General features: G+C 57.8%; 24 protein-coding genes, 3 pseudogenes and 1 other annotated feature. Of the genes and pseudogenes, 11 read left to right on the top strand and 16 right to left on the bottom strand.

The features are described from left to right. Positions 1-348: 348 nt before the first annotated feature. A complete protein-coding gene (gene hfq, locus AYM40_RS43560) occupies positions 349-627 on the bottom strand; it encodes an RNA chaperone Hfq (RefSeq protein ID WP_201788192.1) in 279 nt (92 codons plus the stop codon). 275 nt (positions 628-902) lie between these two features. On the opposite strand from hfq (AYM40_RS43560), the gene hfq (AYM40_RS35285) reads away from it, so the two are divergent. Further along, positions 903-1,169: an RNA chaperone Hfq gene (gene hfq, locus AYM40_RS35285; RefSeq protein ID WP_063500531.1), complete on the top strand. Its 267-nt coding sequence runs from the start codon at positions 903-905 to the stop codon at positions 1,167-1,169. A gap of 530 nt (positions 1,170-1,699) precedes the next feature. Here hfq (AYM40_RS35285) and AYM40_RS35280 read toward each other — a convergent pair. The 4 genes and pseudogenes from AYM40_RS35280 to AYM40_RS35270 all read right to left on the bottom strand — a co-directional run bounded on the left by AYM40_RS35280 (position 1,700) and on the right by AYM40_RS35270 (position 4,099). Continuing rightward, entirely contained in the window at positions 1,700-2,377 is a 678-nt protein-coding gene (locus AYM40_RS35280) for a DnaJ C-terminal domain-containing protein (RefSeq protein WP_236721043.1), read from the bottom strand. 147 nt (positions 2,378-2,524) lie between these two features. Continuing rightward, positions 2,525-2,716: pseudogene (locus AYM40_RS43945) on the bottom strand (DnaJ domain-containing protein); the annotation flags it as partial. A 214-nt stretch (positions 2,717-2,930) separates the two neighbouring features. Further along, the gene (locus AYM40_RS35275) at positions 2,931-3,176 is read right to left on the bottom strand and encodes a hypothetical protein (protein ID WP_063500529.1); all 246 of its coding nucleotides are present in this window, start codon (positions 3,174-3,176) and stop codon (positions 2,931-2,933) included. A gap of 350 nt (positions 3,177-3,526) precedes the next feature. Next, positions 3,527-4,099, bottom strand: a complete 573-nt coding sequence (locus tag AYM40_RS35270) for a hypothetical protein (protein WP_148662401.1) — start codon at positions 4,097-4,099, stop codon at positions 3,527-3,529. A gap of 296 nt (positions 4,100-4,395) precedes the next feature. On the opposite strand from AYM40_RS35270, the gene AYM40_RS35265 reads away from it, so the two are divergent. Continuing rightward, positions 4,396-4,599, top strand: coding sequence for a cold-shock protein (locus AYM40_RS35265; RefSeq protein WP_063500913.1), 204 nt, complete (start codon positions 4,396-4,398; stop codon positions 4,597-4,599). A 333-nt stretch (positions 4,600-4,932) separates the two neighbouring features. Here the strand turns inward: AYM40_RS35265 and phaP are convergent, their stop codons facing one another. Next, positions 4,933-5,511, bottom strand: a complete 579-nt coding sequence (gene phaP, locus AYM40_RS35260) for a TIGR01841 family phasin (protein ID WP_063500527.1) — start codon at positions 5,509-5,511, stop codon at positions 4,933-4,935. 139 nt (positions 5,512-5,650) lie between these two features. Between phaP and AYM40_RS43415 the strand changes: the two are divergent. Continuing rightward, positions 5,651-5,806, top strand: a pseudogene (locus AYM40_RS43415) (GDCCVxC domain-containing (seleno)protein); the annotation flags it as partial. A 38-nt stretch (positions 5,807-5,844) separates the two neighbouring features. Here AYM40_RS43415 and AYM40_RS43080 read toward each other — a convergent pair. Together AYM40_RS43080 and AYM40_RS35250 are read right to left on the bottom strand one after the other, a co-directional pair. Then, a pseudogene (locus AYM40_RS43080) lies at positions 5,845-6,069 on the bottom strand (acylphosphatase); the annotation flags it as partial. Between the two features lie 65 nt (positions 6,070-6,134). Next, positions 6,135-6,476 carry a cupin domain-containing protein gene (locus AYM40_RS35250; RefSeq protein ID WP_082855474.1) on the bottom strand — a complete coding sequence of 114 codons (342 nt, stop codon included), beginning with the start codon at positions 6,474-6,476 and terminating at the stop codon, positions 6,135-6,137. Positions 6,477-6,726: 250 nt separating this feature from the next. Between AYM40_RS35250 and AYM40_RS35245 the strand changes: the two genes are divergently transcribed. Continuing rightward, positions 6,727-7,248, top strand: coding sequence for a hypothetical protein (locus AYM40_RS35245; protein ID WP_063500911.1), 522 nt, complete (start codon positions 6,727-6,729; stop codon positions 7,246-7,248). Between the two features lie 437 nt (positions 7,249-7,685). Here AYM40_RS35245 and AYM40_RS35235 read toward each other — a convergent pair whose 3' ends face one another. Beyond that, on the bottom strand, positions 7,686-8,144 hold the full coding sequence (locus tag AYM40_RS35235) for an HU family DNA-binding protein (protein WP_063500525.1): 459 nt from the start codon (positions 8,142-8,144) through the stop codon (positions 7,686-7,688). A gap of 453 nt (positions 8,145-8,597) precedes the next feature. Between AYM40_RS35235 and AYM40_RS35230 the strand changes: the two genes are divergently transcribed. Further along, positions 8,598-8,837, top strand: a complete 240-nt coding sequence (locus AYM40_RS35230; protein ID WP_063500524.1) for a hypothetical protein — start codon at positions 8,598-8,600, stop codon at positions 8,835-8,837. Between the two features lie 58 nt (positions 8,838-8,895). After that, positions 8,896-9,222, top strand: a complete 327-nt coding sequence (locus tag AYM40_RS35225) for a hypothetical protein (RefSeq protein ID WP_063500523.1) — start codon at positions 8,896-8,898, stop codon at positions 9,220-9,222. 26 nt (positions 9,223-9,248) lie between these two features. Here the strand turns inward: AYM40_RS35225 and AYM40_RS35220 are convergent, their stop codons facing one another. Genes AYM40_RS35220 through AYM40_RS35205 form a run of 4 tightly spaced genes read right to left on the bottom strand, consistent with a single transcriptional unit; the run spans position 9,249 to position 11,042 of the window. Next, positions 9,249-10,085, bottom strand: coding sequence for a hypothetical protein (locus AYM40_RS35220; RefSeq protein WP_063500522.1), 837 nt, complete (start codon positions 10,083-10,085; stop codon positions 9,249-9,251). Between the two features lie 33 nt (positions 10,086-10,118). Beyond that, entirely contained in the window at positions 10,119-10,355 is a 237-nt protein-coding gene (locus AYM40_RS35215; protein WP_063500521.1) for a hypothetical protein, read from the bottom strand. Positions 10,356-10,360: 5 nt separating this feature from the next. Beyond that, a complete protein-coding gene (locus AYM40_RS35210; RefSeq protein ID WP_063500520.1) occupies positions 10,361-10,660 on the bottom strand; it encodes a hypothetical protein in 300 nt (99 codons plus the stop codon). Between the two features lie 52 nt (positions 10,661-10,712). Further along, entirely contained in the window at positions 10,713-11,042 is a 330-nt protein-coding gene (locus tag AYM40_RS35205; RefSeq protein ID WP_063500519.1) for an H-NS histone family protein, read from the bottom strand. Between the two features lie 304 nt (positions 11,043-11,346). Between AYM40_RS35205 and AYM40_RS35200 the strand changes: the two genes are divergently transcribed. Beyond that, the gene (locus AYM40_RS35200; RefSeq protein WP_063500518.1) at positions 11,347-12,171 is read left to right on the top strand and encodes an H-NS family nucleoid-associated regulatory protein; all 825 of its coding nucleotides are present in this window, start codon (positions 11,347-11,349) and stop codon (positions 12,169-12,171) included. A gap of 372 nt (positions 12,172-12,543) precedes the next feature. Here the strand turns inward: AYM40_RS35200 and AYM40_RS35190 are convergent, their stop codons facing one another. After that, positions 12,544-14,877: an AAA family ATPase gene (locus AYM40_RS35190; RefSeq protein WP_063500517.1), complete on the bottom strand. Its 2,334-nt coding sequence runs from the start codon at positions 14,875-14,877 to the stop codon at positions 12,544-12,546. Positions 14,878-15,774: 897 nt separating this feature from the next. Between AYM40_RS35190 and AYM40_RS35185 the strand changes: the two genes are divergently transcribed. From AYM40_RS35185 to AYM40_RS35170, 4 genes are all read left to right on the top strand, one after another. After that, positions 15,775-18,822 (top strand): DEAD/DEAH box helicase, encoded by a 3,048-nt coding sequence (locus AYM40_RS35185; protein WP_063500516.1) that lies wholly within the window; start codon positions 15,775-15,777, stop codon positions 18,820-18,822. 12 nt (positions 18,823-18,834) lie between these two features. Further along, a protein-coding gene (locus AYM40_RS35175) for an IS3 family transposase (RefSeq protein ID WP_420488449.1) occupies positions 18,835-20,069 on the top strand; the annotation gives its coding sequence in 2 pieces (ribosomal slippage) (positions 18,835-19,123 and positions 19,123-20,069; 1,236 coding nt in all). Then, positions 19,113-19,229: a sequence feature (AL1L pseudoknot), on the top strand. It overlaps the preceding gene by 117 nt. A gap of 147 nt (positions 20,070-20,216) precedes the next feature. After that, positions 20,217-20,384, top strand: a complete 168-nt coding sequence (locus tag AYM40_RS41675; RefSeq protein ID WP_158515382.1) for a hypothetical protein — start codon at positions 20,217-20,219, stop codon at positions 20,382-20,384. Between the two features lie 411 nt (positions 20,385-20,795). Beyond that, positions 20,796-21,755 carry an SOS response-associated peptidase family protein gene (locus AYM40_RS35170; protein ID WP_063500910.1) on the top strand — a complete coding sequence of 320 codons (960 nt, stop codon included), beginning with the start codon at positions 20,796-20,798 and terminating at the stop codon, positions 21,753-21,755. Positions 21,756-21,787: 32 nt separating this feature from the next. Here AYM40_RS35170 and AYM40_RS35165 read toward each other — a convergent pair whose 3' ends face one another. After that, the gene (locus tag AYM40_RS35165) at positions 21,788-22,006 is read right to left on the bottom strand and encodes a hypothetical protein (protein WP_063500515.1); all 219 of its coding nucleotides are present in this window, start codon (positions 22,004-22,006) and stop codon (positions 21,788-21,790) included. 355 nt (positions 22,007-22,361) lie between these two features. Next, on the bottom strand, positions 22,362-22,676 hold the full coding sequence (locus AYM40_RS35160) for a hypothetical protein (RefSeq protein WP_063500514.1): 315 nt from the start codon (positions 22,674-22,676) through the stop codon (positions 22,362-22,364). Positions 22,677-22,725 lie beyond the last annotated feature (49 nt).

Below are 22,725 nucleotides of genomic sequence, written 5' to 3'. Positions count from 1 at the left end.
CGGGGAAATGACAGCCGACAACCAGGGGCGCTACGCGTTGCTTCCGAAAATGTCGAGACCGCAGCGCGAAACCGAAAAACAGGTCACCCCCGCGACTTTAACCGTCTGTGCGAGAGCCCAAGGTCAGTGACGACTACTTCCAGTCGGGTGGTCAGGTCTCTCGGCGCGGCGGAACGAGACGTGACGCTTTGGCGCGCGGGAGTTACCGTTCCGAGGAGTACGGATTGTGAGCGCCTTTCTGAACTTCTCCACGTGGACCTCGCGTGGCTATGCGCAGATGAAGCTTAGGCCACAGCATTTCATGGCAGTTCTCGTCGGACGCGAGCTCGCAAGCGGTCCGACTTGTCGCTACTCATCGGCGCGTCGGTCGGGTCGCGTGCCGGGCCCCCTGCCATTGACCGGCATCACGGTCGAAATGGCATGTTTGAAAACAAGTTGCACGCCTGGACCAGACTCCAACAGAACTGCAAACTGGTCAAAGCCGGCCAGTTGACCACTCAGTCTGATGCCGTTCACGAGGAACACGTTTACGGTGGTCTTGTCCTTTACGAGCGTCTGCAGAAAGTCGTCTTGAACGCATGGCTGCGCATCTGGTCGGCAGGGAACTCTCGTGTTGCAGTTTCTTATTGGGTCCGCCTCATCTTCTGAGGCAACCCAGACTGCGCTTAGCCTGCCACTACGAGCGGGATTTTTTTTGGCCGTGCGTGATATTAGGACACGACAAGAATCAACTTTGGTTATTGTGCCGGTCCGTCCGAATTCACGAGCAGGTTATCCAGTGTGAAACCAGAGAGCCCGTGCCGGAGGGCTGCTAGCGGCCGACATCGCCCAAAACACCTCACTCTTTCACTGAAGGTGTAAGCGTACAATGTCCCGGAGCACGACCGGCGGCGGAGAACAACATGTCAAATCAAGCCTCAGTTCAAGACGAATTCCTGCAGGCACTGCTCAAGGGAAAGACCCCGGCAAGCGTTTACCTGATTAACGGAATCAGACTGAGCGGCCAGGTCGCGTCGTTCGACTCATACGTAGTTCTCCTGGAGTCCCCGTCCGGCCACCAGATGGTATTCAAGCACGCAATCTCTACGGTGATGCCCAGCACAGGGGAACGGGCGCCACGGTCGCTTCCCAATGCGGAAGACAATCGGGCGAGAACCTCGCGCGCGTAGTGCACGGGTGCTACGCGTAAGTGTGGTCCCTCGTTAAGCGAGTGAGGCACGCCCCAGGTATCCGACGCACGCTATTCCGGAGCAACAGCCCGTCGCGACACGGCATCCGCCTCAAGGGGGAGCCCGACAAGCTCGATGGGTTTGCCGGCCGCCTCCGATTGCAAATTTTGCGGCTTCAATGGATGTGTGCTTGGCGGTCACCGCGCTTGAGGCGATGGACGGTTAGCGAATTTTCGCACGGGGGCCCACTACCGACAGCGTGTGCCAGCGTCCGGGGCTGGCAGGGGATAGTCGTCCAGCTTCAGATGCTGGTGGCACATGTGCCCGTGTTGTCCATGACCTTGCCAAGAAAATGTCGGAATAAGTGTCGCAGGGCGTGGCGGGTATACGGGCGGCATCGGCCACCTCAAAACGTTTCTGGCGCCGCACAAGCACGCCGAGGCTGCGTGCGGTTCGAAACCGCACTGGGCAATCAAACGCCGACGACTTCACGGTCATTCAACGCGGAGGCGCGCCGCCGCTGGAACCGCTCACTTAGCGGCAGCCGCGTTGAACATTGCCCGCAGTATTTCTTTGTGCTCGGACCTTAACCGGTGAGCACTGGCAGGCAAATCGATGACGACCTTGAATTTGAGGTCACCGTTCTCCCCGGTCTTCGAATTCTTCAACCCCGCCTTTTCCATCGTGACGATTTTCCCCGCTCGGGTCATTGGCGGCACGGCGACCTTGACCTGCGTGCCGAATAACTCGACCGGAACTGCGCCACCCAACATGGCTGTGACAAAGTCCACCGTAAGGTCCCGGGTCAGGGTAAGGCCGTGCAGCTCGTAGGTGCGATGCGCCTGAATCTTGATGCGACAGAAAGCCGAACCCGGCGCACCCCCGTTCAGACCAGGGCCTCCAGCGCCCTTAACACGCAGAACGGTGCCTTCGACGACACCGGGCGGGACAGTCACCCTTATCGTCTTCTCAGTCCTGACTACGCCCTTTCCGCTGCAGTTCGGACAGCGCGTCTCGTCGACCGCGCCGTAGCCACTGCACTTCCTGCAATTGCGCCCATGGTCGTCTTTGCCGTCGCCGCCGCATGACGGACACGCGAAATGACCGGAGAGCTTGCCGTTTCCGTCACAGGTTCCGCACAGCCTCGGTGCAAGCATCGTAACGTCCACAACGCCGCCGAAAATTACCGTTTCGAGCGGGACCGTCATCTTGCATTCGATATCCGCGCCTTGGACGGGCGGCGGTCCACGTCGCTTGTTCCATCGCGCCCGGACGGCCTCATCAAAGGACGAGCCTGGCGACGCACTGTCGGATGAGCTAGACCGGCGTGCCGAAATCTGGAGGTCGTAAAGCTCTCGCTTGCGCGGGTCGCTCAGCACGTCGTACGCGCTCCTGATTTGCTGGAACCTCGTTTTGGCGTCGTGCGGGTTGGCCGGGTTGCGGTCCGGGTGCCAGCGCATCGCCAATCGGCGGTACGCCTTCACGATATCGTCGGCGGACGCGGTGCTCGTAACGCCAAGGGTCTGATAATGCGTGTCTGAGTTCAACGTTTAACTGCCATTGACGGTCCCACAGAGTATGCCGGCGCAATTGACTGCCAATTGTACTGAATGTCACTATCGGTTCGGGAAATCGCCCCCTTGGAACGCGACGCGCCCGTAAGCCGTTGGCTCGCCGGTGCGCCGTTCCGGCGTGGGGCCAGGTTGGACCTGGTGGGCGGTGGAACGCCGGTGCTGGTCCGGCCCCGAGTTGTAGCGTACTTCACGGATTGGGCAGTTCCCCCGGCAACTCAGCACCGTGCGCACGAATCGCTGCAATCAACTCTGCGGCAGTAATCTCGTAGCGAATTTCGCGATGAATGCCGGGCTTCCGTTGGTCAACGTCGATGAGAAGGATGGCCTTTCCGTCGACCGCTGCTTCCAGGCGCAAGACGCGCACGTCTTGGCCGGTCGTGTCGTCTCGTTCAGTCATCAGAGTCATCGTGCCTGTCGCACCGTTCATACGCATGAAACGTCTCCTATTGCTTGCATTTCGTCGGGGGTCGATTGCCCGGCCAAACTCTCGTCGCGGCGTCGGCTGCACCCATCGGCCAAGTTGAGCTACGACGCTGCCTGCAGCGGTACGTCACAAACAGCGGATGAACCGGTGACGAGCTGGCTGCTACAGATGCGTCGCTCTCGGATTTTCGCCTGACCTGCGGGACATGAGGATGTCAAACGCTTCGCGCGCGTCTTTCAGTTCTTGCATCGCGACTTCGAACGCGACGAGCTCCGGCGTTGACGGCCGTCCGTCTCCATTCGGAGCAAAGCGCGGTTAAAGAGCGTTCAGTGCAGTACAACCCGGCCCCCTCACTCGCCTTAATCATGCTTCGTGACGCCCTTTCTGTGCCGCCGCTTCTCTGCTTGTCGGTATGTCTGTACCGCGCCCAGCTTGAATGTCGTCTCCCCAGTCACCGCGCTACCGACGTCACCCAGCTGTCCCGCCGTCGCCAACTTCCTGACATAGGCCGGCGACACGTTCAGCAGCGTCGCGACTTCTGCGGCACTAATCCTCCCGTCATCCGAGGCCGTCGCAACCTGGCTCGGCTCCACCGGCGCATTCGGTTTCCGCCGGAGCGGGCCAGCGGGCACATCGACCGCACTCAGAAGATGCATGAGCACTACGCGCCGCGCTCGAGCATCGGCATCGGACGACAGCAGTTCCTGCCTGAAGGCCTTCAAAAGTACTTCGGGGAATGCCAGGTTGAGCGCCTCGGCGAGACGGTCTCCTGTTTTCAGCTTCCTGCCGTCAAGCGCCGCAGCCAGCAACCCCGCCAGCTCTTCTCCCAGAGCAGTCGCAACCGGCGCAAGCGCCAGTTTCAGTCCATCGGCCAGGTCGGGGACAGCCGGTGGCTGAGTGGATGCGGATGCAGACTTGCGCTTTGCTGGCATGATGGGCTCCGGAGGCCTCCCGATAGTATGCGCTGGCGCGGTAAAGCCAAGGGCCCGGAGCCCCTGGCCAGTCATCCGGCCATCCGGCAGTCCGGAAAGACGTCCATTGTGCCGCGCTACAAGTTCGCATACGGTTTACGCGTGGCGGTCTGTTCCATTTCAGCAAGCATCGCCCAATGACGGCTACGCCAATCGCAGTGGACTGTGACATTCCGTCATCCGAAGACATTGAACGCATCTACGACGCGGCCGATGGCGTCTATATAACGCGGCCTATTTCAATTTTGGAAACAATCATGGCAACCGGTACCGTGAAGTGGTTTAACGATGCGAAGGGCTTTGGCTTCATTACGCCAGACGACGGCGGCGAAGACCTGTTCGCACATTTTTCGGAGGTGAAGGCAGAGGGATTCAAGTCCCTTCAGGAGGGACAAAAGGTGAGCTTCGAAGTAAAGCAGGGCCCCAAGGGCAAGCAAGCGGCGAACATCATGCCTATCTGATAGCTTGGCGCGCTCGCTATCTTGCAAAGAATGGTCCGCTATGGCGGACCATTCTTTTTTCGGCTGTTTGCCGATTGTGAACGTGGACGGGGGCGCGTACTTGATTGACCGCGCCCGCATGGGATGAGAAGGCCACCGCTTTTGTTCGAGAGCACGGCCATGGACCTCGATAGCGTGTTCACAGCGGTCACAGAACCGGCGTAACCGGTAGGTCCGTGACAGCGTCCGAGGTGCACTGGTTGCCGCCAAAAAGGGAGTCGAAAAAGGGCACTCACAAAAAAGCGAGCAGAGCTCGCTTTGAAAATTTCCTGGGCAACCGCGACCTCAACGACCTTATTTCTTCTCGACCGCTTCGACCTGTTCAATGGCTTGTTTAGTCGACTTGGCCGAGGCGGCAGACGCTGCGCTGACGTTGCTTTCGGCGTTTTCGACAACCTGTTTCGTTGTCTCCTGGGCAGCGCGGTACGCTGAGCTGGCGGTTTCGGTGGCGGTCGCAATAGCGGACTTCCATGCGGACAAGACTGCTTCACTTCCTGCCGGCGCGTTCTTCGCGAGGCTGTCGACGAAAGCTTGCGAATCCTGCTGGTACTGCTTGAGCTGAGCTTCTGCGAGCGCGGCGAGTTCGGTCTGGGTGCTGGACACGATTTCGTAGACATGGCGCCAGTACGACTGCGCTTTTTCTATGGCGGGTTGCGTCTGGCTCGCAGGCAGCGCGAACAACTCCTGCGGCTCTTTGGCCGCAAACGCCTTGGCCAGGATTTCCTGACTTTCGGCAAGGGTCGATTTGACCGCTTGCACATTCAGCTCGACCAGCTTTTCGATGGCTTCGAACGCTTTGCTCAAGAGACCAAGCGTCGTTTCGAAACCGGCTTTCTGCGCGGCGACCAATTGTTCCGGGGCAAGATTGCTCATCACTACCTCCATAGGGGTGAAGTGCCGAATGTCCGGGAAACCGTAGAACGGAATCACGAACGACGAGTCGTAGAGTTGGAATCGCTATTGCGACGCAGCAAAAGACCATCCTAGGGTAGAGCGCCCGAAAGTCAATCGTATGTCGCGATGTCGCGATGTCGCGATGTGGCGATGCGCGGCGTGTGCGAGCGACGCTTGTGTGTGGTTTAACGAATTCGAACATTGCAAGACATTGCTCAGGCCGAGACCCGGGGATTGTTGCGCGTACTGCTCATATGGCACCAACAGGTGCCCGCCGATGCAGCAGTCTGGCTCTTGCCGCACGGACCGGGTTACCTCAAGCTCGTCGACTAGCGCTGCGGACGAGTCCTCGCTGAACAAGGGGCACATGTCGGCAAGCTGCTCCGGCGAGCCCTGCAGCATCGCTTCTACCGAATCGTCCATGCAGTGTCGGACCCAGCCCATGACGCCCAGCGCCTAGGCGCGGCGTACCGAGGCTTCGCGATAGCCGATGCCCTGCACGCGGCCGCGTACTCGCACGAGCCGGGTTTTAAGCATCCCATCTTTGTCGTCAGCTTCCACGCGCGCGGTCGGAGCTTCAACATCCTGCGGGCGTAACCAGTCTATCGCGTCGGGTGTGGAATAACGGACCCGAAGAACACGACCCACGTCTGAAAGTCATCGCTGAAGGTTTCGAAGCGATGTGGCACATGTGCAGCAACGAACAGAAAATCTCCGGTCTCGAAAGCAACAACTTCATCCTCGCGCCGGAACGTGCCGTGACCTGACGCGACAAAATATAACTCGTCGCGGTCGTGCGGTTGCTGCATGTCGGCGGTGCGTGGCGAGAACAACTCCAGCGATACGCCTTGTCGCTCGAACAGTTCGACAAACGGCAGCGACTGCGCCGCGAGTGTGGCGCGCAATTGTTCATGCGACAGCTTGAGCGGATTGGATTCAGCCATGTTCGCCTCCCTTGGTCCGTCCACTGTAGCCAGTCCGGGACGCGACCGCACGCGTCAATTTACCTCGACGTGGCTCACGCCGGCGAACCTGGTGGAGTCTGCACGGATATGGCCCGCGCGTGATGCGCTCCGGACGGAATCAGAACAAGACACACTGCCGAGGACAAGCGGCCGGCCTTCCGGCAGATTCGCGTCCGAAGCTCCCGCTTCGGGCGGTAGAATGATTGCGTACTTTAGCTCGGAGGGAACTGTGGACGACCGTTTTGACAGGCGACAACTGTTGCTGCACCTTGGTGACATCTTGGAAGCGATGAGCTGGGTGGCCAAGTTGAACCGGCCGGAAGCCCCGGTGGTGCAGTTGGCCGAGGATGAGGAGGCGCTGCAGGAGTTCGAGTTTCTGCGAGGCATCAGCTCCGCCATGACTGCTGCGGCATTCACAGAGCGCGCCGCGAGCGCATTCTTCCTGTGGCCAAAGGAACTGCTCGAAGAGCACTTGAATCGCAAAGCCTTGGCCTCCACCGTCGAGCACGACCTGTTCGAGGGCAACCCCGAGGGCTGGAAAGTCTATGTGACTCACATCCGGAAAGAGGTGAAGTGGTTTGGGGAGGACCTGCCCGAGATGAAGGCGGACGCCTCGCTGGAACCCGCGCACGACGCGTCTGAAGAGGCGAGCCCTGTCGAGGCGTCGGTCGAGACTGCTCCGCCTGCGGAGTGGGGGGCGTCCGATGAAAAGAGGGGGTGGCCCTGGCCCCAGCCTGGGTCGACCTCCTGAACAACCGCATCTGCGCGGGCATGACCGGTACGGCGGACATGAGCACGACTGCCGCCGTCGCCCTCGCCATCGAACAGTATCGAGCCAAGGTCCGCGCGCTCCGCTCCGACATGACGGGGCTCACTGTCCTCCCCTCAGACGAGGAAATTGTCACCTTGAGCGCACAGGGCGGCTATGTCGCGACGATAGTTGCCCCGCTTCAAGAGCTTCAATCGGACCCCGCTCAGTCAAAGGTAGGTGCGCTCGACTTCCCATCGTTGCTGAGATGAGGTCGTCCTCGCATGTGTTGCTCCTCGCAGTGGACGCCAAGTGCTCCGCAGTATCGCCCAGCTCATCTTGAGTAGCCAAATTAAATGAAGGCCCGTACGCCTCAGGCATAGAAGCAAAAAAGCCCCTCAGACTTCCGTCGCGAGGGGCTTCCTTTCCAGCGTCTCGGTTTAGAGAGCGGCGTCCTTCAGCTTCTTCAGCGGGCGAACTTTCAGACGCACCGAAGCGGGCTTCGCGGCAAACCACTTGTCTTCACCCGTGAACGGGTCCTTGCCGAAGCGCTTCTTCTTTGCCGGCACGTCCTGAGCAACAACCTTCAGCAGACCGGGCAGCGTGAATTCCTTCGCGCCCTTCTTGTGGACCGACGCGAGCACCGTTTCTTCCAGAGCGGCCATCAGAGCTTTCGCCGCTTTCGGCTCGACACCTGCGCGCTCGGCAAGATGGGTTGTGAGCGAAGCCTTCGTGAACGAATCCTTGATGGGCTTCAGTGGCGTGGCAGCGACCGCCGTCCTCGTGACAGGAGCCGCAGCCTTCTTCACCGTCGGTGCCTTCGCCTTTTTCTCGACCGGAGTCACCACCTTCTTCGGAGCCGGTTTTGCTGCAGCTTTCGTTGCACTCGTTGTTGCCATAGATTCCTCGTCATTGGTCAAAGGTTGGCCCGAGACCTTTGTCTTTGCGTAGTCACCGACAATACGCAAAGGCCTAAATCCTCAGGCTGGCGCTAGCGTAGCAACACGGATGTGAATCTGCAACGGGCGAGGCCCTAAAACAAGGGGTTTGTCGCCGAGGTGACGCAAAAACGATGACCTGTACCCCCCCGGAGAAGGCTGCGTCCACGTACAAGGCTATGCGAAAGGGTTTGAAGCACGGGCAGGTGGAGCAAAACTCTCGCGCAAGTCCAGCGTCGGGTGCCCTGTCGACTTTCTGCTGGAGAAGAAGAAAGCCATTCTCCCGGCCTATGACTGGGCTGCGTTGTATCAGCAACGCCCCTACGCCGAAGACGGTGGGCTGCTCAACGTCAAGGGCATGGTCCGGTACCGGGAGAACCCTCGCAGCGTTGCGCTGGGCATGGGCGGAGAGGAATGACGCGCGACCGCCAAGACGCCGCCCTGCTTGCCAGCTGCGCTCTCATCGCCTTCGCCTGCCTGGCCAACTGGTCCGCCGACAGCCCCCAGTTCAAGCGCTACGCGTGGCACAACGTGGTCGCCAAAGAGCATTGCTACCTGACCACGGACACCGGCGCCGGCCGACGGGTCTATGCCTGCGACGACGGGTACCGCGTCGAATACGAACTGAAAACAATGTCCCAGGAAGGCATCTGACCACAGCCCGCACAACCGGGCTTTTCATGTAGGCTATCGGGCGAGATAGGAGGCAACGATGCCTGACTGGTCAGAATGGCGAGCTTTTCCAGACCCGCGCAACTTCGGAATTCTTGTCGCGCCGTTTGGCCCGGGCGTCTACGAACTGCGCAATGAAGATGCCCTTGTATATTGTGGCAGCGGAGGCAACGTCGCGTTGCGTATGAGCTCGCTGCTACCGACCCCGCTCGGTGCCGGCACACGTAACAACGCGCCGCTGCGCGACTACATCCTCCGGAACCTGCCTCGGATAGAGTACTGCACGCTGCCGTGCTATACCCGAACTGAGGCGACGACTCGAGAGTACGAGCTCAAACAAGCGAGCACGTATCTATTTCACACCTAGCGGGCTGTTCGCGGTGCAGGCGACGCTCAGTTGCAGTTCGTGTTGACTATGTTTCCAAAGCTGGCAGACGTGCAATGCACACCGCTATTCACGGTGTTCAGATGAACAGTCTGCGGCTGGCGGGCGTTGACGGCTTGCATGGAGTTCGACCAGGCATTGAGGTTGTTCGCGAATTGCTGATTAGCAATCTGCTGCGCCTGGAGCTGGCGGTCCTGGTCCTGAATCAAACGAGCTTCCCGATACTGCCGCGAAGCGTCGACCGCTGCTTTGCCAATTGCATATCGGCGCTGTGCAAACTCGCCGTACGTCAGTTTCTGTTGGTAGAGCGCGACGACCAGCTCGCCCACTTTAGCTTCGGCCTCTTGTCCGAATGCTTGCTCTTGTTTGATAAGCGTAACGTCGAGAGGCGTCGCATTGGGCGGAATCACGTCAATAGCATGCTCGCGTCTGATGCAATCGTCCCGGAGGGTCGCCCACTTCGCGATGAGCGGCCGGTCGGCGGCAGACGGGAACGCGTCGAGCGATGCGTATTGGAACGGCGGCGCGTCGTCGAACTTGCGAGCAAATTGAATTTTGTCGCGGAGCGGGTCGAGCTCATGCGTCGACATGTCGGCCTCGCACTGCTTTAACGCGGATTCATACTGCGCTGCCAATGCGTCGTGCTGCGCCTTCGCCGCGTCTGCTGCTTCTTTCCGGTGCAGGCTCCCGCCGCCGTTCGCGTATCCCCGCGTGCCAGGTAGGCAGTCAGCCCACGCGATGCCTATCGCGCAGTCAGCAGGATGGTTCGCAAAACCCGGCCCGACGCTGCTACATCCTGCGAGCAATGCCATGGCGACCGAACTGGCGATTAATCTCTTGTTCATGACGTTCCATCCCCCGATGGTCTTGAATTTAAGCTACTTGATTGCGTCGACTGTGCAGCCGATGTATGTCGCAAGGATTGCCGAAAGGCTTCCCAACTGCTCGCTGTAGCGTTCCTGCTGTTCTTCGTTGAGGACGTGCGGCTTGCGAGCGCTGTCAACGCGGGAGTATGCCATCCAGTCGTTCACTGCGAAGCTCAATCTGGCCATCACAAAAGCAGCCTTCTTGGTCTGAAAACGCTCGAGCGACTCGCCATACGCCGGGCCCCCCATGCCAGTCAGTTCTTCACGAACCCGTGCCAAGGAGCCGTGCAAAGCCCACGCGGCGTAGTAAGGGGGCGGTCCACCAGCATGTTGTAACGCGCTTGGTTGTGGTCTTTGATTGCAGCGACGTATTCCGTTTGCAAGTAGTTCGCCTCGTCCGGTGGGACCTGCTCGACATGGGCATCAATCTCGTTGACCACCTTCAGCGATGCAGGAACCGCTTGCTTGCGCGCCGCAGCGCATTGCTGGTCCTCCGCATGCGCCACCACATGAACGGTCAGCAGCGCAGCAAAAAGCAAAATATGGGCTTTCACGGTGCCTCTTAGTTCTTTAGCGACTCCGCCATGCAGCTGACGTATTGGTTCACTATTGGCGCTGACCGCGTGCAAGCGGGGTGCCTGCAAATGGGTCATCACGCCAATCCACACCGGCTCGGGCAGACTGAACCGTGCGTGCTGCCTTTGACGACAATTCGAAATGTTCAATGGATTGTCCCGCGCTAGTCGCTTGTTTAAGCCATTGAGGCATTTCGCCTTCGCCGCTCCAGGTGTTCCCCGTTGCACTACGGTAGCGCGCTTCTTTCTGTTCTGTTTCTTCGCTTGCTATTGCTGCAGCCAGGTCGTCTGGCCTGATGCCAAACTCGTCCATGCGATGGCGGAGATAAGCAATCATGCTGTCTCGCTTACGTTCGTCCATGAAAGATTCCTTCTTAAGACAATTGCTTGACGTTCATCGAACGCCGATTGTGGCGAATCGCACGGTACGTGCATTGCGCCGATGTGATGGGATAGGCATGCCGATGGCAAGCAGTCGCATTCCGGGAAACTCGGGAGCAGGCGCAAGCGGCCTTGCTGAGTGGAGAACCAGGAAACCGGTTCTTCAATGTCGTATTTGGGCGTCTGGATTCATACAGAACCTTCGGCAACCTGTGACCTTATAGCCGTAGTATGCATCCACGTGGCATAGTGCGCTCATTTAATCAACAACAAAGGGAGTCCATATGGCAACACTAGAGCAAATCCAGGCAAAGGTGAAGAAGCTTCAGCTGCAAGCCGACGCCCTGCTGGCCAAGAAAACTCAGGCGGCGGTCGACCAAATTCGTGCACTGATGCTTAAGCACGGATTGACGACAGAAGATGTCGAGGCCAATGCAAAGGCGACGCGCGAAGCGAAAGCACCGAAGGGTAATGCCTCAAGCGGCAAGACTAAAGTTGTCGGCAGCGTCAAAGCCAAAAAGGCACCGAAGTACCGGCACCCCAAAACGGGCGCGACCTGGACTGGTCACGGCCGCGCGCCGGCTTGGATTGCCGAGGTCAAGGACCGCACGAAGTTCCTGATTGAAGGTGTTACGGACGCTGCTCCTGCAGCGAGCGTGGGTGCTGTGAGCAAGGCAAAGACTGCGGTCAGGAAGGCATCTGCTTCTGTCGGTGCGACTTCCCTCAAGGGGCAGCCGAAGGGGCCGCAGCCTGCCAAATATCGTGACCCGAAGTCTGGCGCGACGTGGAGCGGGCGCGGTCCGGCGCCGGCGTGGTTGGCTGGAACGAAAGACCGCAGCAAGTTTCTGATTGATGGCGCCGGCGCGGCGGCCGATGTGCGTGCTTCGAGCGAGACGAAGCCTTCGGCCAAAAAGGCGGTTGCCAAGAAAGCCGTCGGCAAGAAGGTCGCAGTGACAAAGACCGCACCGACGAAGAAGGTTGCGGTGAAGAAAACGGTTGCCAAGAAGGCGGTGAACGCGAAGGCGCCGGCGAAGAAAGCACTGGGCAAGAACGCCGCTGTGACTGCTCCGGTGGCCACTGTCGAGTCTGGCGCCGAGTCGATGACCTGAGCGCAGTTGTCCGTTGCCCGGTGGAAGCGCGATTCTCTGGTCCCACCGGGTGTACCAAGCCGACGACGTTTTATTGCGCCTGTGCTGCCTGACGTTGCGCGGCTTGCTGTTAAGCGTGCTGTTTCGCTAGCTGCCTGCAAACCATGCAGCCTCCGACTGCCCCAACGACCGCATGGTGTCCAGCATCGTGGCAGCCACTCCACCCACGACCGCGCCTTTGAGGCAGCCGGTAGCGTTCGCCGTTCCCATTGTTGCCAACGCCAGGGTAGTGGCCAGCAAAGCTATTTTTATCGGACTAGTTTCTTTCATTCGAAGGTACGTTGTTGTATTCCGGAGTCGCGGTACCTTCCGGCGTCGTTTCAATAGCCACTTTCACCGTGGCAAGACTGCTTGTCTCATCCTCTCAAAGTGACCGCCATCGCACTTCTCGATGAGTTCGAGCAGGTCCTTTAGGACGTCCGGTGCTTCGGAAAGGGCCGACGCGTCATCGTGGCCCTCCGCGATTTGTTCGGCATGAGAATGCGTATCAAGAAACCGCAGAATTCGCGTTTTCTTGGGGCCGTCGAAATCGACGGCTTCCAGCCTTGCGTGCAATGTGTCTTCATCTGGAATTTTGAACACCAGGAATGCCTCCAATAAGCGCCTGGCCAAGTTCGGTAGTTCATAGTACGTCTGTAGCTGTCCGCCTTCCGGGAAGGCGCTAGCTTCCACGATTCGTTTGAAAAGATAGTGATATTCAGACTCGTAGTCCCGCAGAAACGGGTCCATCTCTTCGAGTGTTGAGCTTCGCTGTCCGCCAACATAGGACGCTCGCAACATGTAAAAACGCGCGGGCTTCGCCTTTTGACGATTCGCGTGCCTGAACCAGTTCCGTACCTGTCGTAGGAAGGTGTAGTTGTGCGTCAGCACGAATAGCTGACCAGCATTAGACAGCCGACGCTTCATAAAGCCAAACGCACTGTAGATGGAGTTTGAGTCGAGGCTCGATATGGGGTCGTCCACCACTACGATACCGTGATTCAAGTCGAACGACCGGTCCTCAAGTGACTTAAGAAAGTAGAGAAATGCGATTGCGGTGCGCTCCCCTTCGCTGAGGTTCGTTGCGGCACCGCCTTGTCGAACTAGCCGATAGCCAGTGTCCTCAGGCACTACTTGGATATCGTCATGGCCGAGGTACGCTCGCAATTCGCGATTCAGTTCCGCCGCAGGCGGTCGATGTTCCAAGATGACCCCCTCCAGCATACGAATCTCCTTGTCGACTGTCACCTTAGCTTCGTCGGCTGAAGAATGCGCTTTCTTTGCAGATTCTAACTGCTTCTGCATTTCGAGCCAGTCATCGAGCGCAATCGCAAGTTCATGGTTATGCAACCGTTCACGAGCAGACGTAACCCGTTCGGCAAATGTGTTCGTTTTCCTATTATGCTTCTGCACAACCGCTTTCATGCGCGCAGATGCCTGCTGTCCCATGAATTCACTGAGCGCGGGTACGCCGGCGTGCAGAGATTTCAACAAAGTCGACAAGAATGACTTGTTTTCTTCCGGGAGACCGCTTCCTCCGACGAGCAGACTTTCAAGTTCCAGTGAGTCAAAAACGCGTGCCTGCTTTTCCTGCACAGCACCGGCGAGCGCTAATAGCCCACCCCGAAGGTTGAAGAGGTTTAAGTCAAACGTGCGTCGTGCTTCATCATATTCGGAGCGGAATTCTCTGTATAAGTCTGTGCTGCGCAGAAGGTTTGTCCATCCGTCTAGGTATGTGGCCCTACCCTCAATGCGCTTGGTCAAATCTCGAAGGTCGCGAGTAAAACGTCGGAACTCGTCGTTAAAATGAGCCTCGAGCTTCTGCAATCGGTTTACTGGTAACGGTTGGTCGCAGAATTTGCACATACCGGCGTTCTCGCTATGCCTGTGAATAGCTAGGCCGTCGCGAACCCAAACACTAACCTCTGGGTTCGTCGCAAGTTCGTCAATGATGCTCGATATGACCGTCTTTTTGAGCGCTTCTCGAACCTCGTTTTGAAGTGCCATCACATCCGGGAAATTTACTACTCCAAACTCGAGATGCGGCATGGGCGTCGCGTCTTTCATATCGAGCAACGCCTGGCGGTCTTCGGGTAACAAACGCGGCTCTGCTGCTTGGCTAAAAACCAATATCCTTTCCTTAAAGTCAGCGGCGTTATAGTTGTTGAAGCTGCCGCCCGGAGCGGTCAGCAGGTTTTTTATCGCGCGCGCAGCGTTGGTCGCATACTCATTGAGTTCTCTTTGAGCCCGGGCCTCGTCGCTCGCAGCCCTCGCCGCCTCGTCGGTCAGCTTCGGCAGCTCCGACTTCAGCGCATCCAATTGGCGTTGCTTTTCCGCACTCTCTTCGCCGAAAACGTAGACGGGAGGAAGACGGGAGAGAGGACCACTACTGCTCTCAAATACGCTCCGCGCCACCGTCTCCCGATTAAACACGCGTACGGGTGGCAGTGCCGATGCTCCAAGGTTCTTGCCGGAAACATGAGTGCCATCGAAAACGAACTCTACGTCGCCCTCTACGAGGGTTGTTGCCACTTGAACGGACTTGAAGAGGCCAGAAAGCGTGGTCTTCCCTGACCCGTTCCAGCCATAGATGAGGTTGAACCGTCCGAAGTTTTCGAGACCTCTCGGCCACACAAAGTCCTTGAAGATGCGGTGGTCGCGAATTTTTGCAAAGCGGTCGAGCTTCATTATCTACCCCTTAACCAAACTGCGGGCCGCACACAACACGGCATCTATTCTTGTTGCAACACGCCGAGCTTCGGTGCGTGCGCCGATAATGCCGAGAAAGCCTGATGCTGTCCCGTATGCAACTATTTCCTGAACACGTGCGTGCGATGCCAATTCAGATATGGGCGCATGTCGACAAAGGTTCGATTGGCTACCTGTCAGCAGTTCGAGCATTTCGATACATCAACACTCCGCCAGACCTCCTCACGCACGCGCCTTGAGTTGCGTGCGGTGCCGGGCGAGACATCAGTGAGACTCTCGTGCAGCCGATGCCAATCCGATGTCCGTCAGTTCATTATCGTACCCGGCCGCAGCACGTCAATATTGCCGCGCAACATGGCGCCGGGTAAAAGCATTGCGATAGGGTTGACCTGTCGATATAGTCTCTCCAGACGCCATTTATGCACGCTGCATAAATGGCCCAGCCTGACGAAGGAAGCACAGTACATCGAGCGCCCGTATCACCGCCCCAGAATAGGTAAGGCGTACTCTGGGCGCGGAAGCAGCGAAAAGAAGCGCTAAGCGTCGTTGCGCGCAGTGTACGGAGTCTGGCAGTGCCAAGGGGAGTCCGCCATCTCGCAGCCCGGAGACTCGCTGATATGTCCCACCTACTGGGCGGCCCGCATTCCGCGAGCATGAATTTTTTGCTAAATGGCCGTAGGTTTTTCTGGACAATGATATTTACTGGTTTGATAGCGCAAAGATTCAGTGTTGAATAAGTATCTCGATAATCCGTGCGGTGCGACAGATATCAGCTGATTTGCGGCAACGTGAGTCGAGTGAAAAAATGAGCCGGTCATCCGTAGTTACGTTATTTTGGGCATACTGGACCGATACAACTAGAACGGCGAGCTGCAAATGAGAGTGCGTCTTCCAAGCATCTATGCAGTAAGAGAGTACAAAGACAAGAATGCGATACGTCAACTACTTGAACCTGAGCGTGAAATCGACGCCACGGTCGTTCGATATACGACTGACGGGGCGACTGGCTGGGAAGTGACTCCGACCGACGGTGGCTTGCCGCTCTTGGTCCTGAACAAGGAGCCACGCGTTAGACCTGGGGTGCAGGAGGCAGCACTCATCAAGCTTGCTTCGCCCGAGACGTCGAACGGAACAATGGACGCCCGTGCCGGAACCTGGATTCAGCACCCCGCATTTGAGCGTTTAGGCCACGCACGGGGTAGGGAGCGCGTCACGAATGCGATAGCTTCTTGGCGCAATGCATTTTCATACATCGGTGAGGACCCTGCTAATGACGTGATTGGCCTTCGGCTACCGCAGGAAGGCGCGTTACATGCCATCCATGCTCACTGGTCGGTTAGCAGCGGAGTCGCCTCCGTGGTAATGCCTACGGGGACTGGCAAGACTGAAACAATGCTTGCTGCCTTGGTGTCAACTCCATGCGACAGGTTGCTGGTCGTCGTTCCAACGGATGCGTTGCGCACCCAAATCGCAGCGAAGTTCCTCACATTGGGCGTGTTCAAGTCGCCCCAATGCCGAGTTCTTTCCGCAAGCGCCCACTATCCTGTCGTTGGGGTCCTCGAGCACAAACCAAAGACAGTCGAAGCCGTGCAAGAATTCTTCGACGCCTGCAACATTATCGTGACGACCAGTCAGATTGCGGGTCTATGCGCGCCAGAACTTCAGCAACGGATGGCGACCCTCTGCAGCCACCTTTTCGTCGATGAAGCTCATCACGCAGAGGCGCCAACGTGGAAAACCTTCAAACTAAGTTTCGCCAGTCGTCACATACTGCAGTTCACTGCGACGCCATTCCGGGAGGACGACCAACTTATCGATGGCAAAATTATTTACGCCTACCCTCTGAGGAAGGCACAGGCCGAGGGATATTTCCGGCCAATCCGATTCGCCACAGTGTTCGAATTTGACGCGGCGAAGGCAGACAAAGCTATTGCGGAAAAAGCCGTAGCCGCGCTTGAGGCTGACGAAACCGGTCGACATGTTGCAATGGCACGGGTCGCGTCGATTGAACGCGCAGTGGCCGTACACGGTCTTTACGAGAGCATGGGTCGCTATCATCCCGTCCTGCTGCACAGCAAACTCGGTGCTCAAGAGCGACGCCAGTCGTTGGAAAGGCTTCGGTCCGGCGAATCGAGAATAGTCGTCTGCGTTGATATGCTCGGCGAGGGTTTTGATATGCCAGAACTCAAAATAGCCGCATTTCACGATATTCGAAAGAGTCTGTCTGTAACGCTACAGCTTGCTGGCAGATTTACCCGCGCGCGCAGCGACGTCGGTGACGCGACGTTCATTGCGAATACTGCGAACGTTGAAGTCCAGTCTGAACTCAGGAAGCTCTATACCCAAGACCCTGACTGGAACGATTTGCTTCCGCAACTCAGCGAGACCGCTATAGCGGGCGAGGTTGCGTCGCAGGAGTTCCTTGCGGGATTCGGTGACTTCCCTCCCGAATTTCCCTTGCGCGAACTGAAGGTGGCCGCAAGCATGGTTATCTATCGAACGCGATGTTCGGTGTGGGAACCGGAAAACTTCAGGAAGGGACTTTTTGCAGTGAAGTCGTCCCACGAGGTTTACCACTCCATCAATCAGCAGGAGCGGGTGCTAGTGGTCGTGAGCGGAAGCCCACGACCGTTGTCATGGACGGACATCGAGTCGATACACGATTGGGTTTGGGAACTGCTTGTGGCGGTTTGGGATGCGGAGAGGTCGCTTTTGTTCATTCACGGCTCGGGAAAGAACGGTGAGTACAAGTCGCTTGCGAAGGCGCTTTGCGGCGAGGACGTGGAACTGCTAACAGACCCTTTGCTCTATCGTTGTTTCCATGGCGTCACGCGTTTGCTCCTGACGAACCTCGGCCTAAATGAGCAGTTCGGTCGTCAGGTCCGTTTTATCGGGCGCATGGGTGCGGACGTCGCGAGCCGGCTTCCGGATGCGGCTAAACACAACGCCCGTAAGGCTGTCATTTCCGGAATGGGCTATGAGAATGGCGCGACCGCAACTATTGGTGCAGCGAAGCGGGGACGAGTATGGTCATTTCAGCGTCTCCGCATCGATGCGTTTGTGCGTTGGTGCAAGCACGTCGGAACGAAGGTCATCGACGAAACTATCGACCCGGAGGCGGTGCTCAAGGGAACGCTCGTTCCAGAAATCGCCGACTCGCGGCCAAGGGTTATGCCAGTTGCGATTGACTGGCCAGAGGCCATCTACACTCAACGCGAATCGGCGCTAGCAGTCAGTTTCGGTAGCAGTACCGCCGAGACCGAATTTTGCCGCGTCGGCATCGACCTTGTCTCGCCCACGGAGGACGGCCCGCTGTTCTTTCGGATATTCAACGACTCAGCGGATGCGGTGTTCCAGCTAGCGCTGCCCAGCGACGACTCCAAGATTGCGGACTACCGCTTTGTTCAGGTGAACGGCACGAGCACTATGAGGCGAAGCAATACTGAGCTCGAGATGCTCGATTTCTTCGAAGAAAATCCCCCCGTGTTTTGGTTCGCCGACGGCTCCTGTCTTGAGGGAAACCAATTGGTTAAGCTGCGGGCGACTTTCGAAACGTTCGACCGAAACAGGATTCAATCGTGGGACTGGACGGGAATCGACATTCGAAAAGAAGCCCAAGGTGTAACGGGCGCGCAGGATTCAATTCAGTTTCGCGTCATCGAGAAATTGCGCGCGGACGGGACTTATCACATTATTTTTGATGACGACGGCGCGGGGGAATCTGCTGATGTCGTTACAGCGATTCACAAGGAAGAAGATGGTCGGCCTGTCATTGAAGTCGATTTTTACCACTGCAAGTATGCTGGGGGTGAACCCGGCGCACGAGTAGACGACTTATATGTTGTATGCGGACAGGCGCAGAAGAGCATAGCATGGCTCCACGGTCTGAACCGCCCCGGATTTGGTGGAGGCTCCAATTTTTGAGAAAATGGAGCTATGAACAAGTCGAACAAATTTTCTGCTGAAGTCCGCGAGCGTGCTGTGCGCATGGTGCAAGAGCATCGGGGCGAGTATCCCTCGCAGTGGGCAGCGATCGAATCCATCGCCCCCAAGATCGGCTGTACGAGCCAGACGCTGCTGGGATGGGTCAAGCGAGAAGAAGTTGATAGGGGTGAGCGTGAGGGCGTCACGACGTCGGAACGTGAGCGCCTCAAGGCACTGGAGCGTGAGGTTAAGGAACTGCGCCGTGCCAATGAGATCCTGAAGCTGGCGAGCGCATTTTTCGCCCAGGCGGAACTCGACCGCCGCCTGAAGTCCTGAAGGCCTTTATCGATCAGCATCGCGACACCTTCGGGGTCGAGTCGATCTGCAAGGTCTTGCGGATTGCCCCGTCTGGCTATCGGCGTCATGCCGCACAGCTTCGCGATCCGTCGCGGCGCTGTGCCCGAGCGAAACGCGATGAGTTTCTGAGTCCGGAAATCAAGCGAGTCTGGCAGGCCAACATGCAGGTCTACGGCGCAGACAAAGTCTGGAAGCAGTTGAACCGGGAGGGTATCGCGGTGGCACGTTGCACCGTCGAGCGGCTGATGAAGCAACAGGGTTTGCGCGGTGTGAGGCGTGGAAAGCGAGTTCGCACGACGATCCCCGACGTATCGGCTCCACGCCCGCTCGACCGGGTCAACCGTCAGTTCAAGGCTGACCGGCCGAACCAGCTCTGGGTTTCGGATTTCACGTACGTCTCGACGTGGCAGGGCTGGCTTTATGTCGCATTTGTGATCGACGTATTTGCTCGGCGCATTGTCGGCTGGCGCGTCAGCTCGTCGATGACCACGGACTTCGTTCTGGATGCACTTGAACAGGCGCTGTACGCTCGACGGCCGGACAATGACGGAACACTGATCCATCACTCCGATAGAGGTTCGCAATACGTCAGCATTCGCTACAGCGAACGGCTGACCGAAGCAGGCATCGAGCCGTCGGTTGGCAGCAGGGGCGACAGCTACGATAACGCGCTGGCTGAAACGATCAACGGGCTGTACAAGGCAGAAATGATTCATCGTCGTGCGCCGTGGAAAACGCGTGAGTCCGTCGAATTGGCGACGCTGGAATGGGTAGCCTGGTTCAACCATCATCGGCTGATGGAACCTCTCGGCTATATCCCGCCCGCTGAAGCTGAGGCAAACTACTACCGGCAATTCAGCAATACCATCGCTGTGCCGGCATCAACTTAAACCAACCAGCCTCCACGATTCTCGGGGCGGTTCAGTCAGCTCCGACGCACCGACCTGTTCCTTCATTGGTTAAGGCGCGAACCGAAGACCAAAGACGGAAAGCATGCGACGCGGTATCAGCATGGCACGCAGGAAACTCTTATCGCGATGAAGGACGCTAGCCGCACCGCCGACCTGAAGCTTCGTATTTTCATCGTTCAACCTGGACTGTCCAAGGCTCGAGCCAGCGCTGCTCAACTGGCCCTGCTCAGTGTCGCAGAGAACTACCTACTGGAAACGTATGGCGTACCTTTTGGCGTCATCGGAAGCAACTAGCAGACGAGAGATTTTCTGTCGTACGACATTCACTGCTTCGGCCCAGGACGTCCGAGCGCCACACTCACGGGTCCGAGATGGCATAGACTTTCTACGGTCGATTTACAGGAAATCTACGATTTCCAAATAGAGCTTCGCACGACTATTATTTGGTTGCCACTGTCTCGTCAAGACGTCTGACCGAACAGCTCATCACACGGAAAGTGTCTGTATATCTCACGCTGTCGAGTTCAACTTAAACGGGTTGTGTTGTTACATAGCCTTCAACCAATGCGCTTAAAGGACGAAAACACCAGCGTCTGCGGCAAGTCAGTGCTGCTCGCACGTACGTGTGTTCACGGGAACGTCCTTGGAGGGCGGCACGCCACAGGCTGTGGCATGCTACGGATGAGGTACAAACGGGAGACTCCTATGTGCTACTCGGCTCAAATCCTTTCTGACTATCGGAAGTACGTGAAGATGTTCGGCGCGCAGATGAGCATCGCGGAGTTTGCTCGATTGTTTTTCGAGCGAGCCGAGGGCAGTAAAGCAAAGATACCAAAAGGAATTGAAGACTCGTTCGCGGACCCGCAGTCAGACGCCGAGCGAGAAGTCAAAGCGCTCATCGACCAGTTCAAGGCCGAGCAGGTGACGAAGCTCGAACAGGACCTCTTCAAGCAACGTGCCCGTCTTGCGGACGCAGAGCGGTCACTTCAGACAAAAGTGACGAAGGCGGCAACCGAGAGCCAGCGAATCGCGACAGACAAAATTGCTTGGACACGCGGCAAGCTGGACGACATCCAGCGGACCGAACCAAGGGCGCGCGACTCGCGCATTTTCCCTGGGCACTACGCGCCAGTTCTGGTGGTGGAGAATGGTCAGCGCGTTATCAGGCCCATGAGATATCAGTGCCGCATTGCCGGCAAACCTCCGTCATACGACGTCAAATACGCTGGCACCTACAACGCGCGCAGGGACAACCTCGAAGGATTCTGGAAACCGCTTTTCGGCTATACGCACGGCATTCTTGTCGTCAGCGCATTCTACGAAAATGTTAGCCGAGCGAAGACGGAGGGGCGAAACCTCTCAGAGGGGGAGCAAGACGAAAATGTCGTCCTTGAATTCAAGCCCAACCCGGCCCATGACATGCTTGTCGCGTGTCTTTGGTCACGCTGGTCTGCGCCGGGCGAGCCCGACCTCTTGTCTTTCGCAGCAATCACCGACGAGCCACCGCCGGAAGTGGCTGCGGCAGGCCACGACCGATGCATCATTCCAATCAAGCCGGAAAACATCGACGTCTGGCTCAATCCGAACGCGGCTGACCTGGCGACACAGTACGCAATCCTGGATGACCGAGACCGGCCATACTATGAGCACAGGCTGGCCGCATAGGAATGCCCATCCGAGCAAACGACCTGCAATGCCTAACCGTGGCTGTCCAGCCACGCTCGTGCCCAACTGAGCCCGGCCTGTTGTGCTTCTTCCTCGGTATCGAAATAGCCAAGCACGCCAGACGCTTCAACAAGTTTGTTGTTTTGCGTAATGGTCCCGCTTGCCGCATAGCGCCCTGGTTGGAGAATGTCTTCCTGCTGCAAGATGGCATGGCCCCAAGCGTTGTAGCCTCTGTAGCTCTCTAACTCCATCAACGGGTGACCTCAGCAGTTGCATTGCGAGAATCAACGCGAAGCACATTTCCTTCTGGCGTTATCTGCCGGGGGATGTCAGACAGGTCCGGCTCTGGCGTTTTCGCGGTTACGCCCGTCGGCGCGGTGTGTCGCTTCATCGCAAGCGTCGGCGCAGAGGCAGACATCGGTGCACGATGCGTCCGCGCCTTCACGATACGCGGCATGGCATGCTTGTGTTTTGCTGGCTTATGCGCTGTCGCAGGATGAAGCGGCGCGCCACCTACCTCTGGTGGGTACCAGATTTCCTTGTACTCACCAGTCGCAAACGCAGACGACGTGAAGCCGAGTAGCAACAAGGCACATCCAACAAGTCTCATCGGTCCTTCTCCTGATTTCTTCGCTTCAGCCAGTCACTGCAGCAGACTCCCTGACCGACACATTCGCCCTCACAACCGTCGCAATAATGTCGGTCGTGAATCGAATCATCGACCTGCCAGACGCTGTCGCCCGAAGGCGCCGCTGTCCCGACGGTGCGGCCATTTTCGCACGCGTAGAAGACCGGCTCTCCGGCTTTCCCGCGCCTGACCGCATCGTCAATCACCTCGTCGCCGAACACCGAGCGAAATTTTGCGACGAAGGCCGCTGTCTCGGGCATCGGATGGCCGACCTTGCGAACGCGTGCATCCATAGTTCAGCCTCCGATTAAAAGTGACAGTTCACTGTCGCAAAATTGCGTG

This window comes from Paraburkholderia phytofirmans OLGA172 (genome assembly GCF_001634365.1).
In the GTDB taxonomy this organism is placed as follows: domain Bacteria; phylum Pseudomonadota; class Gammaproteobacteria; order Burkholderiales; family Burkholderiaceae; genus Paraburkholderia.
This window is presented reverse-complemented; position numbering and strand designations above follow the sequence as displayed.

Coding starts and splice junctions, on each gene's coding strand:
- hfq (WP_063500531.1), top strand. CDS start 903: ATGTCAAATCAAGCCTCAGTTCAAGACGAATTCCTGCAGGCACTGCTC.
- AYM40_RS35215 (WP_063500521.1), bottom strand. CDS start 10,355: ATGGGGGGCCCGGCGTATGGCGAGTCGCTCGAGCGTTTTCAGACCAAG.
- phaP (WP_063500527.1), bottom strand. CDS start 5,511: ATGAGCAATCTTGCCCCGGAACAATTGGTCGCCGCGCAGAAAGCCGGT.
- AYM40_RS35265 (WP_063500913.1), top strand. CDS start 4,396: ATGGCAACCGGTACCGTGAAGTGGTTTAACGATGCGAAGGGCTTTGGC.
- AYM40_RS35200 (WP_063500518.1), top strand. CDS start 11,347: ATGGCAACACTAGAGCAAATCCAGGCAAAGGTGAAGAAGCTTCAGCTG.
- AYM40_RS35270 (WP_148662401.1), bottom strand. CDS start 4,099: ATGCCAGCAAAGCGCAAGTCTGCATCCGCATCCACTCAGCCACCGGCT.
- AYM40_RS35190 (WP_063500517.1), bottom strand. CDS start 14,877: ATGAAGCTCGACCGCTTTGCAAAAATTCGCGACCACCGCATCTTCAAG.
- AYM40_RS35220 (WP_063500522.1), bottom strand. CDS start 10,085: ATGAACAAGAGATTAATCGCCAGTTCGGTCGCCATGGCATTGCTCGCA.
- AYM40_RS35160 (WP_063500514.1), bottom strand. CDS start 22,676: ATGGATGCACGCGTTCGCAAGGTCGGCCATCCGATGCCCGAGACAGCG.
- AYM40_RS35275 (WP_063500529.1), bottom strand. CDS start 3,176: ATGCGTATGAACGGTGCGACAGGCACGATGACTCTGATGACTGAACGA.
- AYM40_RS35170 (WP_063500910.1), top strand. CDS start 20,796: ATGTGCTACTCGGCTCAAATCCTTTCTGACTATCGGAAGTACGTGAAG.
- AYM40_RS35250 (WP_082855474.1), bottom strand. CDS start 6,476: ATGGCTGAATCCAATCCGCTCAAGCTGTCGCATGAACAATTGCGCGCC.
- AYM40_RS35205 (WP_063500519.1), bottom strand. CDS start 11,042: ATGGACGAACGTAAGCGAGACAGCATGATTGCTTATCTCCGCCATCGC.
- AYM40_RS35185 (WP_063500516.1), top strand. CDS start 15,775: ATGAGAGTGCGTCTTCCAAGCATCTATGCAGTAAGAGAGTACAAAGAC.
- AYM40_RS41675 (WP_158515382.1), top strand. CDS start 20,217: ATGAAGGACGCTAGCCGCACCGCCGACCTGAAGCTTCGTATTTTCATC.
- AYM40_RS35230 (WP_063500524.1), top strand. CDS start 8,598: ATGACGCGCGACCGCCAAGACGCCGCCCTGCTTGCCAGCTGCGCTCTC.
- AYM40_RS35165 (WP_063500515.1), bottom strand. CDS start 22,006: ATGGAGTTAGAGAGCTACAGAGGCTACAACGCTTGGGGCCATGCCATC.
- AYM40_RS35225 (WP_063500523.1), top strand. CDS start 8,896: ATGCCTGACTGGTCAGAATGGCGAGCTTTTCCAGACCCGCGCAACTTC.
- AYM40_RS35235 (WP_063500525.1), bottom strand. CDS start 8,144: ATGGCAACAACGAGTGCAACGAAAGCTGCAGCAAAACCGGCTCCGAAG.
- AYM40_RS35280 (WP_236721043.1), bottom strand. CDS start 2,377: ATGACGGTCCCGCTCGAAACGGTAATTTTCGGCGGCGTTGTGGACGTT.